This is a genomic window from Streptomyces sp. APSN-46.1, assembly GCF_022815725.1.
Classification (GTDB): Bacteria; Actinomycetota; Actinomycetes; order Streptomycetales; family Streptomycetaceae; genus Streptomyces.
Genome location: NZ_JALGRF010000015.1, coordinates 127,885 through 146,135 on the forward strand (window position 1 = coordinate 127,885; position 18,251 = coordinate 146,135).

Sequence of the window (18,251 nt, forward strand, 5' to 3'; positions counted from 1 at the left end):
CGCATGTGAGGTGGGGAGGCTTGGGTTGGCCGATCGGATGGCGGGATCCGAGGCGGAGGTGTTCTGGTGGGCGTTGCCCGGTATTCGGAGGAGTTCAAGCGGGACGCGGCCGACCTGGTGCGGTCTAGTGGACGGACCGTCAACTCGTCGCGAAGGACTGGGAGCCAATGCCGAGTCTCTACGCCAGTTGGTGCGGGCGAGCCGAGGCCACGGTCGGCGGAGGCGGTGACATAGCAAACCCTTCCCGGGCTTGCAGTGCTTGATCGAACTGGTCATGGCCTGCCCGTGTGCGGGGTGCCGTCGACTCGGGGTCGGTGATGGTCCAGCACGGGGTGGTGGACCCCGAGTTGGCGAGGAATGCCGGTGCGCGCGGCACGACTGCGGGGGCATCGTCCGGGTCTGTACGGTCAACAGATCTGGCTCACTTCCTGAGCAAGATCCGTTGACCGTACAGACCGCCCCGATGGGCATCGGCCAACCGAGAATGGCGCGTTACGAGATGGGGGTGGTGTGGTCGTCGCGGATGGGGGCGGGGCCGAGGTCCGGGAGCTCGGGGTCCTTGCCCAGGCTGGGCCGGATCCAGGCGAGTAGCGGGCCGGTGAGGGACGTGGTGGTGATGGCCATGACGACCATGAGCGAGTAGAGCTTGCTGTCGAGAACGCCGAGTTCGAGGCCCACACCGAGAACTACGAGCTCGGTGAGCCCGCGCGTGTTGAGAAGCGTTCCGAGTGCGGCGGAGCCGCGGCTGTCGAGGCCTCCGATCCGGGCGCCGATGTAGGCGCCGAGGAACTTGCCGGTGATGGCGACGCTCAGAATGGCGGCGAGCTGGCCGAGGTCTGACCCGCTCAGGTGGGACAGGTCGACCTTGAGCCCGGACAAGACGAAGTACACGGGGAGCAGCAGCAGGCCGCACAGCGGCTCGACGCGGTCGAGGACGCCGCTACGGAGTTTCCCGCCTCTGCCGCGCGGCATGACGGCGCCGAAGAGGAAGGCGCCGAAGATGTAGTGCAGGCCCAGCCATTCGGTGAAGGCGGCCGAGACCAGCAGCCCGCCGAGCACGATGGCCAGGAAGTTGCGGCTGCCGCCCTGGCCGCCGGGCTCGTTGCCGGAGCCGAAGCGACTCGCCCACAGGAGGAGCGGGCGTACCGCGAGAATCATGAGTGCGACGAAGGGCACCAGCAGGACCAGGCGCCAGTGGAACTCCTCACCGGTGGCGATCGCGACCACGATCGCGAGGAGGGACCAGGCCAGCAGATCGGCGATGGCGGCGCAGGCCAGTGCGGTGGTGCCCAGTGTGGTGTTGGCGAGCTTCCGGTCGGCGATGATGCGTGCCAGGACCGGGAAAGCCGTCACCGACATGGCGACCGCGAAGAAGAGGACGAAACCGGTGGGCGAGTCCTTCTGCCCGGTGGGTATCAGGAACAGGGCCAGCGCGGCGCCCAGAGCGAGCGGCAGTGCGGTGGAGCAGAGGGACGCCCACAGGGTGACGCGCCCGCCTCCTCGCAGGATCCCGAGGTCGAGTTCCACGCCGACGACGAACATGAAGAGGGCGACGCCTACGCCGGCGAGGGCACTGAGCAGGGGGCGCACTTCGGCGGGAAAGATCACACCGGAGAGGTGACTGCCGAAGAGGGTGGGGCCGAGCAGGACCCCCGCGAAGATTTCGCCGACGACGGAGGGCTGGCCGATCTTGCGGGCCAGCGCACCCAGTGCGCGGGCGAGACCCAGAATCAGGGCGAGATCCAGAAAGAGGAGAACCGTCTGGGATGCGGTCATTGTCGGTTCTCCGCTTCTATAACGCGCTGGTAGATCCCCTCCAGGGATTGTTCCGTAATCAGCTCGCTCACCGGCAGACGCGTGCCCGTCTCGCGTTCCAGCGCCATCACCAGACGCAGGACCTGAAGGGATTCCCAGTGCACGAACTGATCGAATTCGGTGACGAGTTCACTCTCGGCGAGGGGCAGCTGGAGTTCGTCACGGACGATCTCCAGGAAGGCGGAACGGCTGATCAAGAAGACTCCTTGTAGTTGCTGTCGAGCGTGAGGTGCTCGGGAAGGGCCGGGATCGAGTCGAGTGTGTGACGGAACCGGGAGGATGCCTCAGTGCTGCCATCGGCGATCGGAGCGAAGCGCAGTGACTCGTAGAAGCCGGCGAACCGGCGATTCCGGTCGGTGCCAATGAAGTTTCCGGTCACCGCGGTGAGACCGCTCGCGCGCGCATGTTCCAGAAGTGACACCATGACCGCGCTCTCGATGCCCCTGTCGAACACCCGGCAGCTCAGGAGCATGTTCTCCACGTGGAGAGTGGTGTCCGTCCGGCGGGCGAAGATCGCGGCGACCAGTCCGTTGTCCCCAAACCGGTCGGAGGACCGGACGGACACCACGAGCGAGCTGGGGTCCTGGATCCTGTCCCTGACCTGATCGGCCGCCAGACGCTCGCCCGTCAGGTTGAACTGATTGGTGCGTAGCGTGAGTTGGGAGAGCCTGTCGATCTCAAAACTCTCGGCGAGAGCCACCGATACGGAGACGTCGAGCTGGCGCAGATAGGACTCGGCCGACCCCGCCACCTGACGCAGTTCCCGACGCTGGTTCAGCTCCCGGTAGCTCTGGGGCCTGCGGCGGTCCTCGTCGGTCAGCCGGAGGGTGGTGAACCAGCCGTCCTCGAGCAGACGGTCGATGTGCAGGGCCGGCTCCTCGTCCAGTCGGACCACTGCGACCTGGGGAAGGGCGGAGGCGACGAGGCCGCACTCGGCAGGGGAGTCGTCGACGAAGGTGAAGCTGTCCAGGCTCAGGTCGAGCCGTTCGGCTATGTCGCGGAGATTGACGTCCTTCGGTTCCCAATTGGCGTTGATCTGGACGAAGTCAGACTCACGCAGGGTCATGTCCGGGTGGGTGCGGAGCACATCGAGGACTGAACTCTGCTCGTTCTTGCTGGATACCGCGAGAAGGACGCCCTGGGCCGAGATCTGCCGGATGACCCGCTGGAAGGCTTTGAACGCTTCGCCGCGCAGGGTTGACGCGGCCGCGATCCCGTTAGGGCCGTCGTCGCCCAGGATCCCGTCCCAGAGGGTGTTGTCCAGATCAAGGACAAGGACCTTCTTGGATCTCCCGCGTATTGCGCGGATCAAGTGGCCGACCTCGCGAGCGTATTCGGCAAGCACCTCATCGCTGAAGCGGATCTTTGCGTAGAGGGCGAGCCGGGGGTCGTTGAGTGGGCCGACGGCGGCTGTCAACGGATCCATGTCGATGACCACGATGCGGTCGGACCGGGAGGCGAGCCGGAGCAGACGTATATTCAGATCTCGCCAGACAATGCCGAGTTCAGTGCGCGAGCCGTGGTCGATGAACTGACGTCCCAGCGAACGTGGCATCGTGATGGTATTGAGTACGAGATGGCCGGAGCCATGAGTCAGGAAGGCGTCCGCGAGGCCTTCGAGTTCCGTCGTGAAGTCGATGGCCGCAGCCTTCACATCGGAAGCGGTCCAAGACCCGGTGAGTCGGTCGATAACGGCGTCCGCGTCGAGTACGCACAACACGGCGTCGCGCTTCTCGGCGTAGAGCGGACTTGCGGGATCGCCCAAATCCCTTTGGTATGAACCGAAATCGCTGACACGGTGCCGAACTGGCCAGCCATGCCTGGCCAGTTCGGCCGCGAGGGGCGCCAACAGCCCGCCGATGCTGGACCAGCCGGTGATCGCCACCGACACGACGGCTGTGCCCGGGTTGTGACGCGCGATCTCGTCGGCGTCGAGTCTCTGGAGGATCGCGCCCGCCCGCGTCAGGTCGCCCGGGCGACCCGTGGACGCAAGCTCGGCGAGCAGCCCGGCGGCCGTTTCGTACCGCTCAGCCAGGAGTCCCTGGGAGGCCAGTGTGCGCAGGCGGTCGAGTGGCGTGCCTGCCGGCATGTCCGATGGGGATCCGGTGTCTTCGGGCCGTGGGTTCACCCGTAACTCCTCGTTGTACAGCCATGATCTGGATGCGATCGCATGATCGTAGCCGCTCGGTTCCGGGGGCCACCTCCTGTCCCTCTGGCCGGATGCATGTAAGATCCAAAACCGCTGCTCGTTGACTGGGGCGGGTTCGCGGGACTGGAACTCACAGCCAGGCAAGGGCGATTGGGGGGCTGGGGTCGTGACGAGGTTGTCGAAGCGCTAGCGCGCCTTGGCCTTTGTCCCCATCGCGCGCCAAGTCGGTGAACTTCGCATTCAACTCACCTGCTAGTCGCTCTGTCCTCTGCCCTGATGCGGTATTCGGCCCGGCCATAAGTCGGCCGGCCGTCCGGGTACACCGGAAGGAACCTGATGTTTTCGCGGCCACTCGTCACTCATTCCTGTTTTGTGGGTCCGACGTCTGATGCCCCATCACATGCGGCTAGTGCGAAGGCGCTTACGGAACTACGCAGACACCGCCTCGACCAGCTGGCCGAGATGTCCCTTCATCAGGATCCGGCGCCGGTCGCGTGGGCGGCGCGACGCTTCCCGGTGCTGGCAGCGCTCGCACCGGTGATGACCTCGGTGGAGGGGGAGATCACCTACCCCGGCGACCCCATGTGCCTGTACGCGGCGTTGTGCGTCACCGTGGACAACGGGCTGCGGTCCGCCAGGCAGGGTGCGGGGGTTGGGTCCCCGTTCTCGGACCTGTGCCCGGACTGGGGTATTCCGGTGACCAAGGCGCAACGGCTGACGGCCGAGCACGGGCTCCGGGCCTGGGACGAGAACGACAGCACCCCGGACCACACGGTCTTCGATCCCAGGGTGTGGGACGAGCAGGCGCGCGCCGATCTCCGCGCCGAGCTGACACGCAGGCGCCCCCGGGTTTTTCTGGTCAGTACGGTCTCGCCCGGCCACCGTTACGCCCTGGAGATGGCTGCGATCGCGAAGGAGATCGTCCCGGACTGCCTGGTGGTGTTCGGTGGCCGCCACATAGACGAAACCATGCGGTACTTGCCCGCCAAGAAGACCCTCGCTCTGGAGTACAGCAGCACCCTCCGGGCGATGGACGACGGCCGGGTCGGACCCGTTGTCGACCTCCTGGTCTCCGGAGAGGGCTACTTCGCGCTCGACATCCTCATGCGAGCCATCGCGCTGGCCATGGATCTCGACCGCGGCCGGGCCCGGGTGGAGGACGTGGTCGGCATGCTGGAACTGCTGGGCGACGCGGGTGAACGAATACCCGGGTCGTCCCTGATCTGTGCGGTGCTCCCGGAGGCCGCTCACGCCTTCCCGGTGCGCGGCCCCAAGTACGATCTGGCGGACCTCCCCTCCCCCTACGTCGGATTCGCGGTCCGCTCCCGCTTCCCGATCTTCCCGCTGTCCGACGGCAGTCCCGCCCGCACGGCACACATGATCGTCTCGAATGCCTGCCCCTACCACTGCGACTTCTGCTCCGAGTCCGCTGTGCTCGCAGGAGGACTCAAGCGATTCGGCGGGTCGCCCGCTGACGCGGCTCTGGAACGGATCTGCGAGTACGTCAGTTATGGCGCGGAAGCGGTCTTCTTCGACGATTCCATCTTCTGGAGCGGCACCTTCCCCTCGATCCGTTCCTTCTGTGAGGCGCTGCGGGCGGCCCGGGCGGCCTCCGGGCCGGCAGAGCTGCCCGAGCGATGTCGGAAGTGGATCACGGATGAGGGCGACTGGGAGCGTCTGCGGAACCTCCAGTTCGGCTGTCAGGTAACGGCTGACCTGCTGACGACCCTGCACAAGGAGCAGGACGTCCGCGATGTGCTCGACCTCATGCGCGAGGCCGGCTGTACCTACCTCTACATGGGCATCGAAAGCATGTCGGCCGACGTGATGCAGCACGTGCACAAGAACGTCCGCCGCATCGAGGACTTTCCGTGGAAGGCCAAGGTGCGGATGGCCCTGGAGCGCATCCGGGACGCGGGGATTCCGGTCGGCAGTTCGGTGCTGTTCGGCCTGGAGGGCGAGACGATGGACAGCATCGAGGAGACAGTTGCCGAAGTCGGCATGCTCATCGACGACGGTCTGCTGATGCTGGCCAGCCCCAACATCCTCACGTACCACCCGGCCACGCCGATCACCAGGGCCCATGGCATGACGGAGAGGCTCGATTACCACTCTCCTGACGTGGAGAACCGGCCGCCCTACACCTTCTTTGAAGAGGCGTTCCCCGGCGTTGTCTCGCTGCGGCTCAGCGAGGAGCAGGTCTGGTACATCCATGAGGCCACGGCCAAGCGATGGGGCTCCATACGCAACTCCGCTGAACCGGATGCAAGGGTTCCTGTCGCGGTCACCGCGTAATGCCTGGCCCCTCGGGGCCACCGGCGTCGAGGAGTAACCAACGAGCCCACATGGGATTTGGGAGCCGTTCCGTATGGAAAAAATTCTTGACACGCTGCGTTCGATCGTGAACGCGCGGAGCGCGGCACTTCCGGACGAGGATTTCCTGCTGCGCAGTCTGTGGGGCGTGGACTACCGTTCACAGCCCACTGAGTACGAGCGTTTCATGGTGTACAGCTTCGTCATGGCGCAAACGGTCCGACAGGGCTGCTGTTACGCGGACTTCGGGACGGTGGACCTCGGGGAGTGGAGCGACTCCCTCATCGGGCGCGACGCCCGGGAGGTGCGCGGCAGTACGGTCGCGGAGGACATCGCCATCCTCGACGCCGCTTTCGGCGCGCTGCCGCGTGATCCGTTCAGGACGCTCCAGATCGACGGTGCACCGGCCCAGAAGGCGTTGGCCCGTGCGGAGATCGTCGTGGGTGAGGCGATGGAGCAGCTGAGGCGCGTCGGCGGACGGCGGGTTGCCCAGGTCGGGGTCATGGGCAATTTGATTCACTTCCTCCAGAAGGAGGAAGTCAGTATCACCGCAAGCGACTTCGACACCGAACTGATCGAGCGCGGGGTTCTCGGGGTGCCCGTGGTGTCCGGTGACGAAAGCGCGCGGATCGTCGCGGAGAGCGATGTCGCGCTCGTCTGCGGCGAGACGCTCGCCAGTCAGACACTGGAAGAACTGGTACTGACGGCCCGTGAACACAACACGAAACTCGTGGTGTTCGCGGTATCGGGCTGCCACTTCGCCGAAGAGTACTGCCGCACGATTGGAATCGACGCGGTCATAGCCGAGCCGCAGCCCCAGTATCTGTTCCAGGGGCCTTCGATGTTGGAAGTCCACCGTCGTCTCCGAGGCTGAACAGGCCTCGCCCTGACCTGGGATGACGCTCCCTCAGAGGAGCCCCTGGGATCATTTGTTCGAGATAAAACTGATACGATCGCCGTTCATGCCGACCGCCCGCTGTCCGAGCGTGGCCGATTCGGATGGCTTGGCCGTTCGTGAGCTGAGAGCAGCAGCGGCAGAGCCGCTGATTTCGTCGCTAGGAGTCAAGGGATGACCACCTCGTACACGGCCGTCGGCGCAGCGCAGAAGGGCGGTCGCGCAAGCCTCGGTGAACTGTTCGAGGAGCGGGCGCGGATCAATCCGTCGGCGCCGGCTGTGGTGTGTGGTGACGAGCGGCTCTCCTATGCGGAACTGGACGTCCGTGCAAACCGGTTGGCCAGGCTGCTCTTGGAGAACGGCGCGGGCCCCGAGCGAATGGTCGCGCTTTTCCTGAACCGGACCGTGGAGACCGTCGTCGCCATGGTCGCCGTGCTCAAGGCGGGCGCGGCGTACGTGCCCATCGACCCGGACAACCCCGCCGAGCGGATCGCGCTCATAGTCCGGGACGCCCAGGCGGCATGCGTACTCACGGACCAAGCGGCGGCGCCGGGACTGCCCGGGCTCGACGTCCCGGCCATCGTGCTGGACGCGCCGGATACGGTCGCCGCCCTGGCCGGGGGCGAGTCCGGGACGGTCGGTGACGCCGAGCGGCGCGGTGCCCGGCAAGGGGCCCATGCGGCGTACGTCATCTACACCTCGGGCTCGACCGGTCTTCCGAAAGGCGTGGTCACCACTCACGCCAACGCGGTGCGCCTCTTCGCCGGGCAGGACCACTGGCTGGAATGCGGTCCCGACGATGTCTGGGCATGGTTCCACTCCTACGCATTCGACTTCTCCGTCTGGGAGATCTGGGGCGCCCTGCTGACCGGGGCCCAGGTCGTGGTCGTACCCCGCGATGTGAGCCGCTCGCCGGGTGAGCTGCTGGAACTGCTCATCCGCGAAAGGGTCACCATTCTCAGCCAGACGCCGTCGGCGTTCGACGAACTGCTGGCAGCCGGGGGCGATACCGATGTATGGGGGCGGCTGGAGCTGCGCCGCGTGGTCTTCGGGGGCGAGGCGCTCTCGGCCCGTGCCGTCTCGGAGCTGAACAAGGTCCTGCCCGATTGCCGCGCGGTCAACATCTACGGGCCGACGGAGACCACCGTCCACGCCACCACCTGCTACGTCGCGGCCGACGGCACCGTTCCCGCGATCGGCCGCCCGGTCGACGGCTCCCGGGTATTCGTCCTCGACGCCGCCCTTCGGCCGGTCCCTCCGGGCGTTACGGGTGAACTGTATGTCGCCGGCGCCGGGCTCGGCCGCGGATATCTGGCCCGTCCGGGGCTGACGGCCTCCCGCTTCGTGGCCAGCCCGTTCGGGACGCCCGGCGAGCGGATGTACCGCACCGGTGACCTCGTTCGGTGGCGGACGAACCGCAATCTGGAGTTTGTTGGCAGGGCCGACAGTCAGATCAAGCTGCGCGGCTTTCGCATCGAACTCGGCGAGATCGAAGCGGCGTTGGCGGAGCACCCTTGGGTGGGCCGGGCCGCTGTTGCCCTGCGAGAGGACCGCCAGGGCGACCGGCGGCTCGTCGGCTATGTCATAGCCGAGCCCGAAGCCGGTGCTCCGGAGGGGGAGTTCGCCTTCGCCCGGGCACTGAGGGACTATCTGCAGCAGCGGCTGCCGGGTCACATGGTGCCCGCCGCGTTCATGACGCTCGACAGCTTCCCGCTGAACGCGAACGGTAAGCTCGACCGCGCGGCACTGCCGGAGCCTGTCGGCGGAATCATTCCGATGGGCCGCCGTCCGCGTAATCCGCAGGAGGAGATCCTCTGCGATCTGTTCGCCGAGGTGCTTGCCCTGCCTTCGGTGGGTGTGGACGAGAGCTTCTTCGATCTGGGCGGCCATTCCCTCATGGCCACACGGCTCATCAACCGCATCCGGGCGACCCTGGGTGCCGAGCTGACGATCCGTACGCTGTTCCAGGCGCCGACGGTGGAAGGGCTGTCGCGGAGGATCGACGCATCGGTCGCGGTGCGTCCGCCCGTGGTGCTGATGGAGCGCCCTGAAGCGGTGCCGCTGTCGTTCGCGCAGCGCCGCCTGTGGTTCCTCCAGAAGTTCGAGAACTCGCCTGCCTACAACATCCCCTTGGCGTTGCGGCTTTCCGGTGAGTTGGACCGGGAGGCGTTGCGGGCCGCGTTGGTTGATGTGGTGGGCCGGCACGAGAGTTTGCGTACGGTGTTCCCGGAAGTAGATGGTGTGCCGCGGCAGTTGGTGCTGGGTGCGGTGGAGGCTGGGGCGGTTCTTGGGTTCTCGGTGTCGGAGGTTCCGGCTGGGGGTCTGGGGTCGGTGCTGGCGGTGGCGGCTCGGCGTGGTTTTGATCTGGAGTGTGAGCTTCCGCTGCGTGCGGATGTGTTCGTGATGGGTCCTGGGGATCACGTCGTGTTGTTGGTGCTGCATCACATCGCGGGTGATGGCTGGTCGATGGGGCCGTTGACGCGTGATCTGGCGCAGGCGTATGCGGCGCGGTGTCGGGGTGAGGTTCCCGCGTGGGAGCCGTTGCTTATTCAGTACGCGGATTACACGTTGTGGCAGCGGGAGTTGCTGGGTGAGGAGAGCGATCCGGAGAGTCTGCTCAGTGCGCAGATCGCGTTCTGGAAGGATGCGCTGGCGGGTCTGCCGGAGCAGTTGAACCTGCCTGCCGACCGTACGCGTCCGGCTGTGGCGTCCTCGCGTGGTGCGGTGAGTCCGTTCGTGCTGGGTGCCGGGGTGCATCGGGGTGTGGTGGGGCTTGCGCGTGAGTGTGGCGTGAGTGTGTTCATGGTGTTGCAGGCGTCGTTGGCGGCGTTGTTCACGCGGTTGGGTGCGGGGACTGACATTCCGTTGGGCACGCCGATCGCCGGCCGTACGGACCAGGCGCTGGACGAGTTGGTCGGGTTCTTCGTCAACACTCTGGTGCTGCGTACGGATACGTCGGGTGATCCGACGTTCCGTGAGCTGCTGGGCCGGGTGCGGGAGGCGGACCTGGCGGCGTACGCGCACCAGGATCTGCCGTTCGAGCACTTGGTGGAGGTGCTCAATCCGCAGCGCTCCCTTTCCCATCACCCGCTCTTCCAGGTGTCCCTGGCCCTCCAGAACACCCCCCAGGGGAAGTTCGAACTGCCGGGTCTGGAGGTCGGCGCCGAGCCGACCTCCACGGCAACGTCGCGCTTCGATCTTTTCGTGAGCCTATGGGAGCGCAGGACGGTCGACGCCGACCCCGACGGACTCGACGGCGTCGTGGAATTCGCCACCGATCTGTTCGACCGGTCGACGGTGGAGGCCCTGGTCGCGCGGTGGGGTCGTCTGCTGGAGGAGCTGGTCGGCGCGCCGGACGCGCGGATCGGTGCGGCCGAGGTCCTCTCGGCGGATGAGCGGCGTGAGCTGCTCGGCGGCGTGAACGATGGTGGCGCGGTGGCGCCGTGGGTCTCCCTGGCCGCGTCGGTCGAGGCGCAGGTCGCGCGGGAGCCCGGTGCGGTGGCGGTGGTCGACGGTGGTGATCGCCTCACGTACGGGGAGCTGAACGCGCGGGCGAACCGGCTCGCGCGGCTGCTGCTCGAGCGTGGCGTGGGTCCGGACTCGGTGGTGGCCCTCGCGCTGCCCCGCTCCCTCGACCTCATCGTCGGATTCGTGGCGGCGCTCAAGGTGGGTGCGTCGTATCTGCCGATCGACGTCGACCTGCCGACCGGGCGGATCGACTTCATGCTCTCCGACGCCGCACCCGAGGTCGTGGTGGTGTCGTCCGCGTGTGAGCATGTGCTGCCCGCCTCGGCGGAGCGGCTGGTCCTGGACGATCCGGCAGTCGCGGCGGGACTGTCCGCCCTGTCCGCCGTGGATGTCACCGACGCCGAGCGCGGTGGGACGCTCACGCCCGAGCACGGACTCTTCGTCCTGTACACGTCCGGCACGACCGGCACCCCCAAGGGTGTGGTGATGCGCGCCGGGGTGTACGCGAACATGCTCGTGTGGCATGAGCGGATCGTCGGCGGCGGAGTGGGCCGTCGGGTTGCCCAGTTCACAGCCCTGACCTTCGACGTGTCGGTACAGGAGATGCTCTCCTCCCTGGTGGCGGGCAAGGAGCTGTGGCTGCCCGCGGAGGACGTGCGGCGCAGTGGTGAGCTGCTGGCTCGCTGGATGGACGACAACGACATCGCGGAGCTGCACGCACCGACCCTGGTCATCGAGGCGGTGTGTGAGGCGGCGAACGAGCACGGCCTTGAGATGCGGGCCCTGCGGCTGATGTCCCAGGCGGGTGAGGCGCTCAGGCTGAGCCGGAACATACGCCGGTTCTTCGTCTCGCACCCGCAGGTGGAACTGCACAATGTGTACGGTCCCACCGAGACGTACGCCATCACCGCGGAGGTGCTGACGCGTGACGTCGACGAGTGGGCCGCGGCCGCCTCGATCGGTCTACCCATTCCCGGACAGCGCGTCTACGTACTGGACGACAAGCTGCTGCCTGTGCCGGCCGGCGTGGGCGGGGAGCTGTACGTGGCGGACAGGGGTGCGGCACGTGGCTATCTGAACCGTGCGGGTCTGACGGCCGAGCGGTTCGTGGCGGACCCCTACGGTCCGGCCGGTGCGCGGATGTACCGGACCGGTGACCTGGTCCGCTGGCGCGCGGACGGCAAGCTCGACTACCTCGGCCGTACGGACCACCAGGTCAAGGTCCGGGGCTACCGCGTCGAACCGGGTGAGATCGAGTCCGCCCTGGCGAGCTGCCCGGGCGTGGACCAGGCCGTGGTGATCACCGACACTGACAACGGCCCCGCGCGGCTGCTGGCCTACGTGACCGTGGCGGACGAGGCCGGCCTTACCTCTGCCGGGCTGCGCGCGTACGTGGCGGATCGCCTGCCGGACTACATGGTGCCGTCCGCGGTCATTCTGATGGACGAGCTGCCGCTGACGACCAACAGGAAGGTGGACCGGCGCGCGCTGCCCAAGCCGGACCTCACCGGCGGCGAACAGCGCAAGGCCCGGAGCCCTCGTGAGGAGATCCTCTGCGAGCTGTTCGCCGAGGTGCTCGGTGTCCCTTCGGCCGGGGTCGAGGACAACTTCTTCGATTTGGGTGGTCATTCGCTGCTGGCGACGCGGTTGATCAGCCGTATCCGTACGGTGCTGGGAGTCGAGCTTCCGATCCGCACCCTCTTCGAGCGGCCGACCGTAGCCGGTCTCGCGGGCGAGCTGGACTCCCAGGGCGACGTGCGCCCGCCGCTGCGTGCCCTGCAGCGTCCTGAAGTGGTGCCGCTGTCGTTCGCGCAGCGCCGCCTGTGGTTCCTGCACCGCCTGGAAGGTGTCACCCCCACCTACAACATGCCGGCGCAGGTGCGGCTTTCCGGTGAGTTGGACCGGGAGGCGTTGCGGGCCGCGTTGGTTGATGTGGTGAGCCGGCACGAGAGTTTGCGTACGGTGTTCCCGGAAGTGGATGGTGTGCCGCGGCAGTTGGTGCTGGGTGCGGTGGAGGCTGGGGCGGTTCTTGGGTTCTCGGTGTCGGAGGTTCCGGCTGGGGGTCTGGGGTCGGTGCTGGCGGTGGCGGCTCGGCGTGGTTTTGATCTGGAGTGTGAGCTTCCGCTGCGTGCGGATGTGTTCGTGATGGGTCCTGGGGATCACGTCGTGTTGTTGGTGCTGCATCACATCGCGGGTGATGGCTGGTCGATGGGGCCGTTGACGCGTGATCTGGCGCAGGCGTATGCGGCGCGGTGTCGGGGTGAGGTTCCCGCGTGGGAGCCGTTGCCTGTTCAGTACGCGGATTACACGTTGTGGCAGCGGGAGTTGCTGGGTGAGGAGAGCGATCCGGAGAGTCTGCTCAGTGCGCAGATCGCGTTCTGGAAGGATGCGCTGGCGGGTCTGCCGGAGCAGTTGAACCTGCCTGCCGACCGTACGCGTCCGGCAGTCAACACCTACCGTGGCGACGCGCTCGGCCTGCGCTTTGATGCCGGGGTGCATCGGGGTGTGGTGGGGCTTGCGCGTGAGTGTGGCGTGAGTGTGTTCATGGTGTTGCAGGCGTCGTTGGCGGCGTTGTTCACGCGGTTGGGTGCGGGGACTGACATTCCGTTGGGCACGCCGATCGCCGGCCGTACGGACCAGGCGCTGGACGAGTTGGTCGGGTTCTTCGTCAACACTCTGGTGCTGCGTACGGATACGTCGGGTGATCCGACGTTCCGTGAGCTGCTGGGCCGGGTGCGGGAGGCGGACCTGGCGGCGTACGCGCACCAGGATCTGCCGTTCGAGCACTTGGTGGAGGTGCTCAATCCGCAGCGCTCCCTTTCCCATCACCCGCTCTTCCAAGTCATGTTCGCCTTGCAGAACGCCCCCGGCGGACAGATGGAGCTGCCTGCCCCCGAGACTCGGGAGCAGCGACCCGAGGGCAGCGACGAGCGAGTGGGAACGTCCCGCTTCGACCTGTTCTTCAACGTCACGGAAAGGCGCGCCGGACAGGGCGATCTCGAGGGCCTCGACATCGTCGCCGAGTTCAGTACCGATCTGTTCGACCGGTCGACGGTCGAGGCCCTGGTCACACGGTGGGGTCGTCTGCTGGAGGAGCTGGTCGGCGCGCCGGACGCGCGGATCGGTGCGGCCGAGGTCCTCTCGGCGGATGAGCGGCGTGAGCTGCTCGGCGGCGTGAACGATGGTGGCGCGGTGGCGCCGTGGGTCTCCCTGGCCGCGTCGGTCGAGGCGCAGGTCGCGCGGGAGCCCGGTGCGGTGGCGGTGGTCGACGGTGGTGATCGCCTCACGTACGGGGAGCTGAACGCGCGGGCGAACCGGCTCGCGCGGCTGCTGCTCGAGCGTGGCGTGGGTCCGGACTCGGTGGTGGCCCTCGCGCTGCCCCGCTCCCTCGACCTCATCGTCGGATTCGTGGCGGCCGCGAAGGCGGGCGCCGCGTTCCAGCCGGTCGGACCGGACTGGTCCGAGGACCACCTCGAGGCCGCTCTGGCAGGCGTGTCACCCGTGCTCACGCTGACCGCGTCCGGCGACCACGTCGTCCTTCCGGACGGAACGGGGCGACTGGCACTGGACGCCCCGGACGTCATCGCGGCGCTGGACGGGTACTCCGCGGAGAACCTCCCCGTGGGCGGTCTGACCTCCGCACACGCCGCGTACGTCATCCACGTACCGGGAGCAGCGGGCGAACCGCTCCCGGTGGTCGTCACCGGCGCCCGCCCTTCGACGGCGGCTTCCGGGCGTGAATCGGCACTGGGCGCGGATGCCTCTGTGCTGCACCTGTCCGACGTGACGGCCGAGCCGGGAGTACGGGCCGTCCTCGCCGTCCTCACACACGGCGCCACGCTGATCCTCGGCCCTGACAGCGACCTCGCGGCGTTTGTCGAGCGGGAGAAGATCACCCATGTCTCCCTCGGCGTCTCGGAGCCTGCTCTCTGGGACACCGCGCAGGAGCTGCGCGGCCGTGTGCTCATCCTCGACGGTGAGGAGTGCCCCGAAGCCCTCTCCCGGAGACTGACGGCCGCGGGTAACACGCTGCTGAATCCGTATGCTCCGGCCGAGGCCGGCCCGGCGTCGGCGCTGCGGGTCTACGTACTGGACGAGCGGCTGCGGGCCGTACCGTCCCACGTTCCCGGTGAGGTGTATCTCGCGGGCCCTGGCCTGGCACGGGGCTACGCGGGCCTACCCGCGGCGACCGCGCAGCGATTCGTGCCCGACCCCCATGGTGAGCCGGGCTCACGGATGTTCCGCACCCGCGAAGCCGGACGCCGGGATGCCGACGGCACGCTGCGGCTCCTGGGCCGGGTCGACGAGCAGGCCGAGATACAGGGTTTGAGGGTCGAGCTGCGGGCCGTGGAGACGGCCATGGACACGTACCCCGGAGTTCTCCGGTCGGCGGTCGCCGTCCGCGGCGCGGACCTGGACGAGGCGTCCCAGGCAGCCATGCTCGTCGGCTACGCGGTTCCCACGTCCGAGGCGGGGATCGACACGGCGGCGCTGCGCCGCCACCTCCAGCAGCTGCTGCCGGCCGCGCTGGTGCCCGACGTGGTGCTGTCGCTGGACGTCCTGCCGACGACGCTGTGGGGGACACTGGACCGTGGGGCGCTGCCCGCCCCCCGGTTCGGGCTTGCCCGAAAGCGGGCGGCCCGAGGCCCTCAGGAAGAGATCCTGTGCGAGCTGTTCGGGGAGATCCTGGGCCGCCCCGCGGTCGGCGTGGACGACAACTTCTTCGACCTGGGCGGCCACTCTCTGATAGCCACCCGGCTCACCTCCCGGATCCGTACCGTCCTCGGCATCGAGGTCGGCGTGGGACACCTCTTCAAGGCACCCACCGCGGGTGAGCTCGCGGCGCTGCTGAACGACATGCGCAGCGACACCGTCCGGCCCGCGCTGGTACCGGCACAGCGACCGGAGGAGGTATCCCTCTCCTTCGCACAGCGTCGCTTGTGGTTCCTGCACCACATCGAGCCGGGCATGACCGCCTACAACATCCCGCTCATCCTGCGGCTGACCGGCAGCCTCGACCAGGAGGCACTGCGGGCGGCGCTTGACGATGTCCTGGGCCGACACGAATCCCTGCGGACCATCTTCCCCGAGCGGAACGACGCTCCGCGCCAGTTCACGGTGGCGGCGGACCTGGCGCGGATGGAATTCACCGTGCGGGAGAGCGGCGAAGCCGAGCTCGCTTCGGCACTGTCGGCCGCCGCGGGGGTCGGTTTCGATCTGGAGCACGACTTCCCGATCCGGGCCGAGGTGTTCCGACTGGGGCCGGACGAGCACGTACTGCTGATCGTGCTGCACCACATAGCCGGCGACGGCTGGTCCATGGGACCGCTCACGCGGGACCTGGGACAGGCCTACGCCGCCCGCTCCCTGGGGCAGGCGCCCGCTTGGCAGCCGCTACCGGTGCAGTACGCCGACTACACGCTGTGGCAGCAGGAACTTCTGGGTACGGCCGACGATACCGGCAGCCTGCTGAACGAGCAGGTGAACCACTGGGCGCAGGCGCTGGCCGGGCTCCCCGACCGCATCGAGCTGCCCTTCGACCGGCCGAGGCCCGCGGTGAACTCCTACCGCGGCGACGTGGTGAGCCTCCTGATCGGCGCGGAGCTCCACCAGAAGCTGGCGGAACTCGCCCGGTCCAGCGAGACCAGCCTGTTCATGGTGCTGCAGGCCGCGCTGGCCACGCTGCTCGCCCGGTTCGGCGGGGGCGACGACATCCCGTTGGGCACCCCCATCGCGGGCCGTATGGACGAGGCACTCGACGATCTGGTCGGCTTCTTCGTGAACACACTGGTCCTGCGCACGGACCTGTCCGGCGATCCCAGCTTCCGTGAGCTGCTGGGCCGGGTGCGAGAAGCGGACCTGGCGGCCTACGCACACCAGGACCTGCCCTTCGAGCACCTTGTCGAGCTGCTCAACCCGGAACGCTCGCTCTCCCACCATCCGCTGTTCCAGGTCTCCCTGGCGCTGCAGAACATCCCGCAGGGATCGTTCGAACTGCCGGGGCTCCAGGTGGAGATGGCTACCGTCGAACCCAAGTCTGCCAAGTTCGACCTCTCCCTTCAGCTCTACGAGCGCAAGAGCGCGGCAGGGGAGAGCGCCGGCATTCACGGAGCGGTGGAGTATTCCACCGATCTGTTCGACCGGGACACCGTCGAAGCCCTGCTGGAGCGCTGGCGGCGCCTGATGGAGCAGATCGTGGCCACTCCCGACCAGCCCCTCAGCCGTATCGGACGCAGTGCCGCGCAGGAGGGGCCCGCCGCCACCGCGGCGCTGACGGACCGGATCCGACTGGCCGAGATCAAGGCTGCGGTCGCCGGGCACCCGGACGTCCTACAGGCCGATCTCGTCGTGCGCGAGGACCAGCTGGGCGAATCCCGACTGGTCGCCTACGCCGCCGTACCGGAGGGGAGTGAGCTCGACGCCGAGGCCCTCACCGCGTACCTCGCCGACCGGCTGCCGGAGGGGCTGATGCCCGCCTCGGTGGTGCTGTTCGAGCAGTCTGCCGACGAGCCCGAGGACGAGACGGCGGACGAGGCCGGCACTGCGCCGGTGCGGATGCCGGCCTCGCCGAGGGAAGAGCTGCTGTGTTCGCTGTTCGCCGAGGTCCTTGAACGGCCGGTGTCCAGTGTCACCTCGGGCTTCTTCGAGCTGGGCGGGCACTCGTTGCTCGCGGTACGCCTGGTACGGCGTATTCAGGAGACCCTGGGGGCCCAGATCAGTGTCATCGACCTCTTCGAGGCTCCCTCGGTCGCCGAACTGGCCGACAAGCTGGATGAGGGCACGGGCACGGATCCGCTCGGCGTCCTGCTGCCGCTGCGCCCGCGCGGTGACCAGCCCCCGGTCTTCTGTATCCATCCAGGGGCGGGAGTGAGCTGGTCCTACGCACGGCTTGCCCAGTACCTGCCCGACGACCGGCCTCTCTACGCGCTGCAGGCGCGCGGACTGGCCGGTGGCGAACCGCGCCCGGCCGACGTCGAGGAGATGGCCGCCGACTACCTCGGGCAGATCAAGTCGGTTCAGCCCGATGGGCCGTACCACCTGCTCGGCTGGTCCTTCGGCGGTGTGGTGGCTCATGCCATCGCCACCCGGCTGCAGAAGCATGGGGAGAAGGTCGAGCTGCTGGCCATCCTCGATGCCTACCCGCTCAAGGCGATCGCCCGTGAGGTCCCGGTGCCGGCCAAGAGCGAGATCCTCGGCGGTCTGCTCGCCTTCCTCGGACACCCCGTCGAAGACGGGACGGACATGGACTTCGCCGAAGCGGCTCAGATCATGCGAAGTCGCGGAAGCGCCATCGCGGCGCTCGACGATGGAGCCATCGAGGGCGTCGTGGACACCTTCTACAACAACATCGTGCTCCAGCGCGACTACGAACCCGAGGTGTTCCAGGGTTCGGTGCGGCTGATCACGACCAGCGCCAACGCCCATCCCGACTGGCCGAGTCCGGACACCTGGAAGCCGTACGTGGCAGGTGAGCTGCGGATCCATGACGTTGCCACCGAGCACGGTCGGCTCATGGACGCGGAGGCGCTGGTCGAGTACGGCCCGGTCATCGCCGCAGACCTGGCCTGAGCGCGTACCAGCCGTCGACATCCCCGTGGTGGGTGCGAGTGC

At 67.7% G+C, this 18,251-nt stretch carries 6 protein-coding genes; 3 read left to right on the top strand and 3 right to left on the bottom strand.

Annotated features, from left to right (window positions below):
• Positions 1-492: 492 nt before the first annotated feature.
• The 3 genes from MTF65_RS28080 to MTF65_RS28090 are packed head-to-tail and all read right to left on the bottom strand — an operon-like array spanning position 493 to position 3,943.
• On the bottom strand, positions 493-1,776 hold the full coding sequence (locus MTF65_RS28080) for a cation:proton antiporter (RefSeq protein ID WP_243631775.1): 1,284 nt from the start codon (positions 1,774-1,776) through the stop codon (positions 493-495).
• Complete coding sequence (locus MTF65_RS28085) at positions 1,773-2,012, bottom strand: acyl carrier protein (RefSeq protein WP_243631776.1); 240 nt, start codon at positions 2,010-2,012, stop codon at positions 1,773-1,775. Before MTF65_RS28085 ends, MTF65_RS28080 begins: the two co-directional genes overlap by 4 nt.
• Positions 2,009-3,943 carry an HAD family hydrolase gene (locus MTF65_RS28090; RefSeq protein WP_243631777.1) on the bottom strand — a complete coding sequence of 645 codons (1,935 nt, stop codon included), beginning with the start codon at positions 3,941-3,943 and terminating at the stop codon, positions 2,009-2,011. Before MTF65_RS28090 ends, MTF65_RS28085 begins: the two co-directional genes overlap by 4 nt.
• A 483-nt stretch (positions 3,944-4,426) precedes the next feature.
• Between MTF65_RS28090 and MTF65_RS28095 the strand changes: the two genes are divergently transcribed.
• The 3 genes from MTF65_RS28095 (at position 4,427) to MTF65_RS28105 (ending at position 18,209) form a co-directional block, all read left to right on the top strand.
• A complete protein-coding gene (locus tag MTF65_RS28095; RefSeq protein ID WP_243631778.1) occupies positions 4,427-6,259 on the top strand; it encodes a radical SAM protein in 1,833 nt (610 codons plus the stop codon).
• A 73-nt stretch (positions 6,260-6,332) separates the two neighbouring features.
• Entirely contained in the window at positions 6,333-7,151 is an 819-nt protein-coding gene (locus tag MTF65_RS28100) for a Rossmann-like domain-containing protein (protein ID WP_243631779.1), read from the top strand.
• A 195-nt stretch (positions 7,152-7,346) separates the two neighbouring features.
• Positions 7,347-18,209 carry a non-ribosomal peptide synthetase gene (locus MTF65_RS28105; RefSeq protein WP_243631780.1) on the top strand — a complete coding sequence of 3,621 codons (10,863 nt, stop codon included), beginning with the start codon at positions 7,347-7,349 and terminating at the stop codon, positions 18,207-18,209.
• Positions 18,210-18,251: the final 42 nt, after the last annotated feature.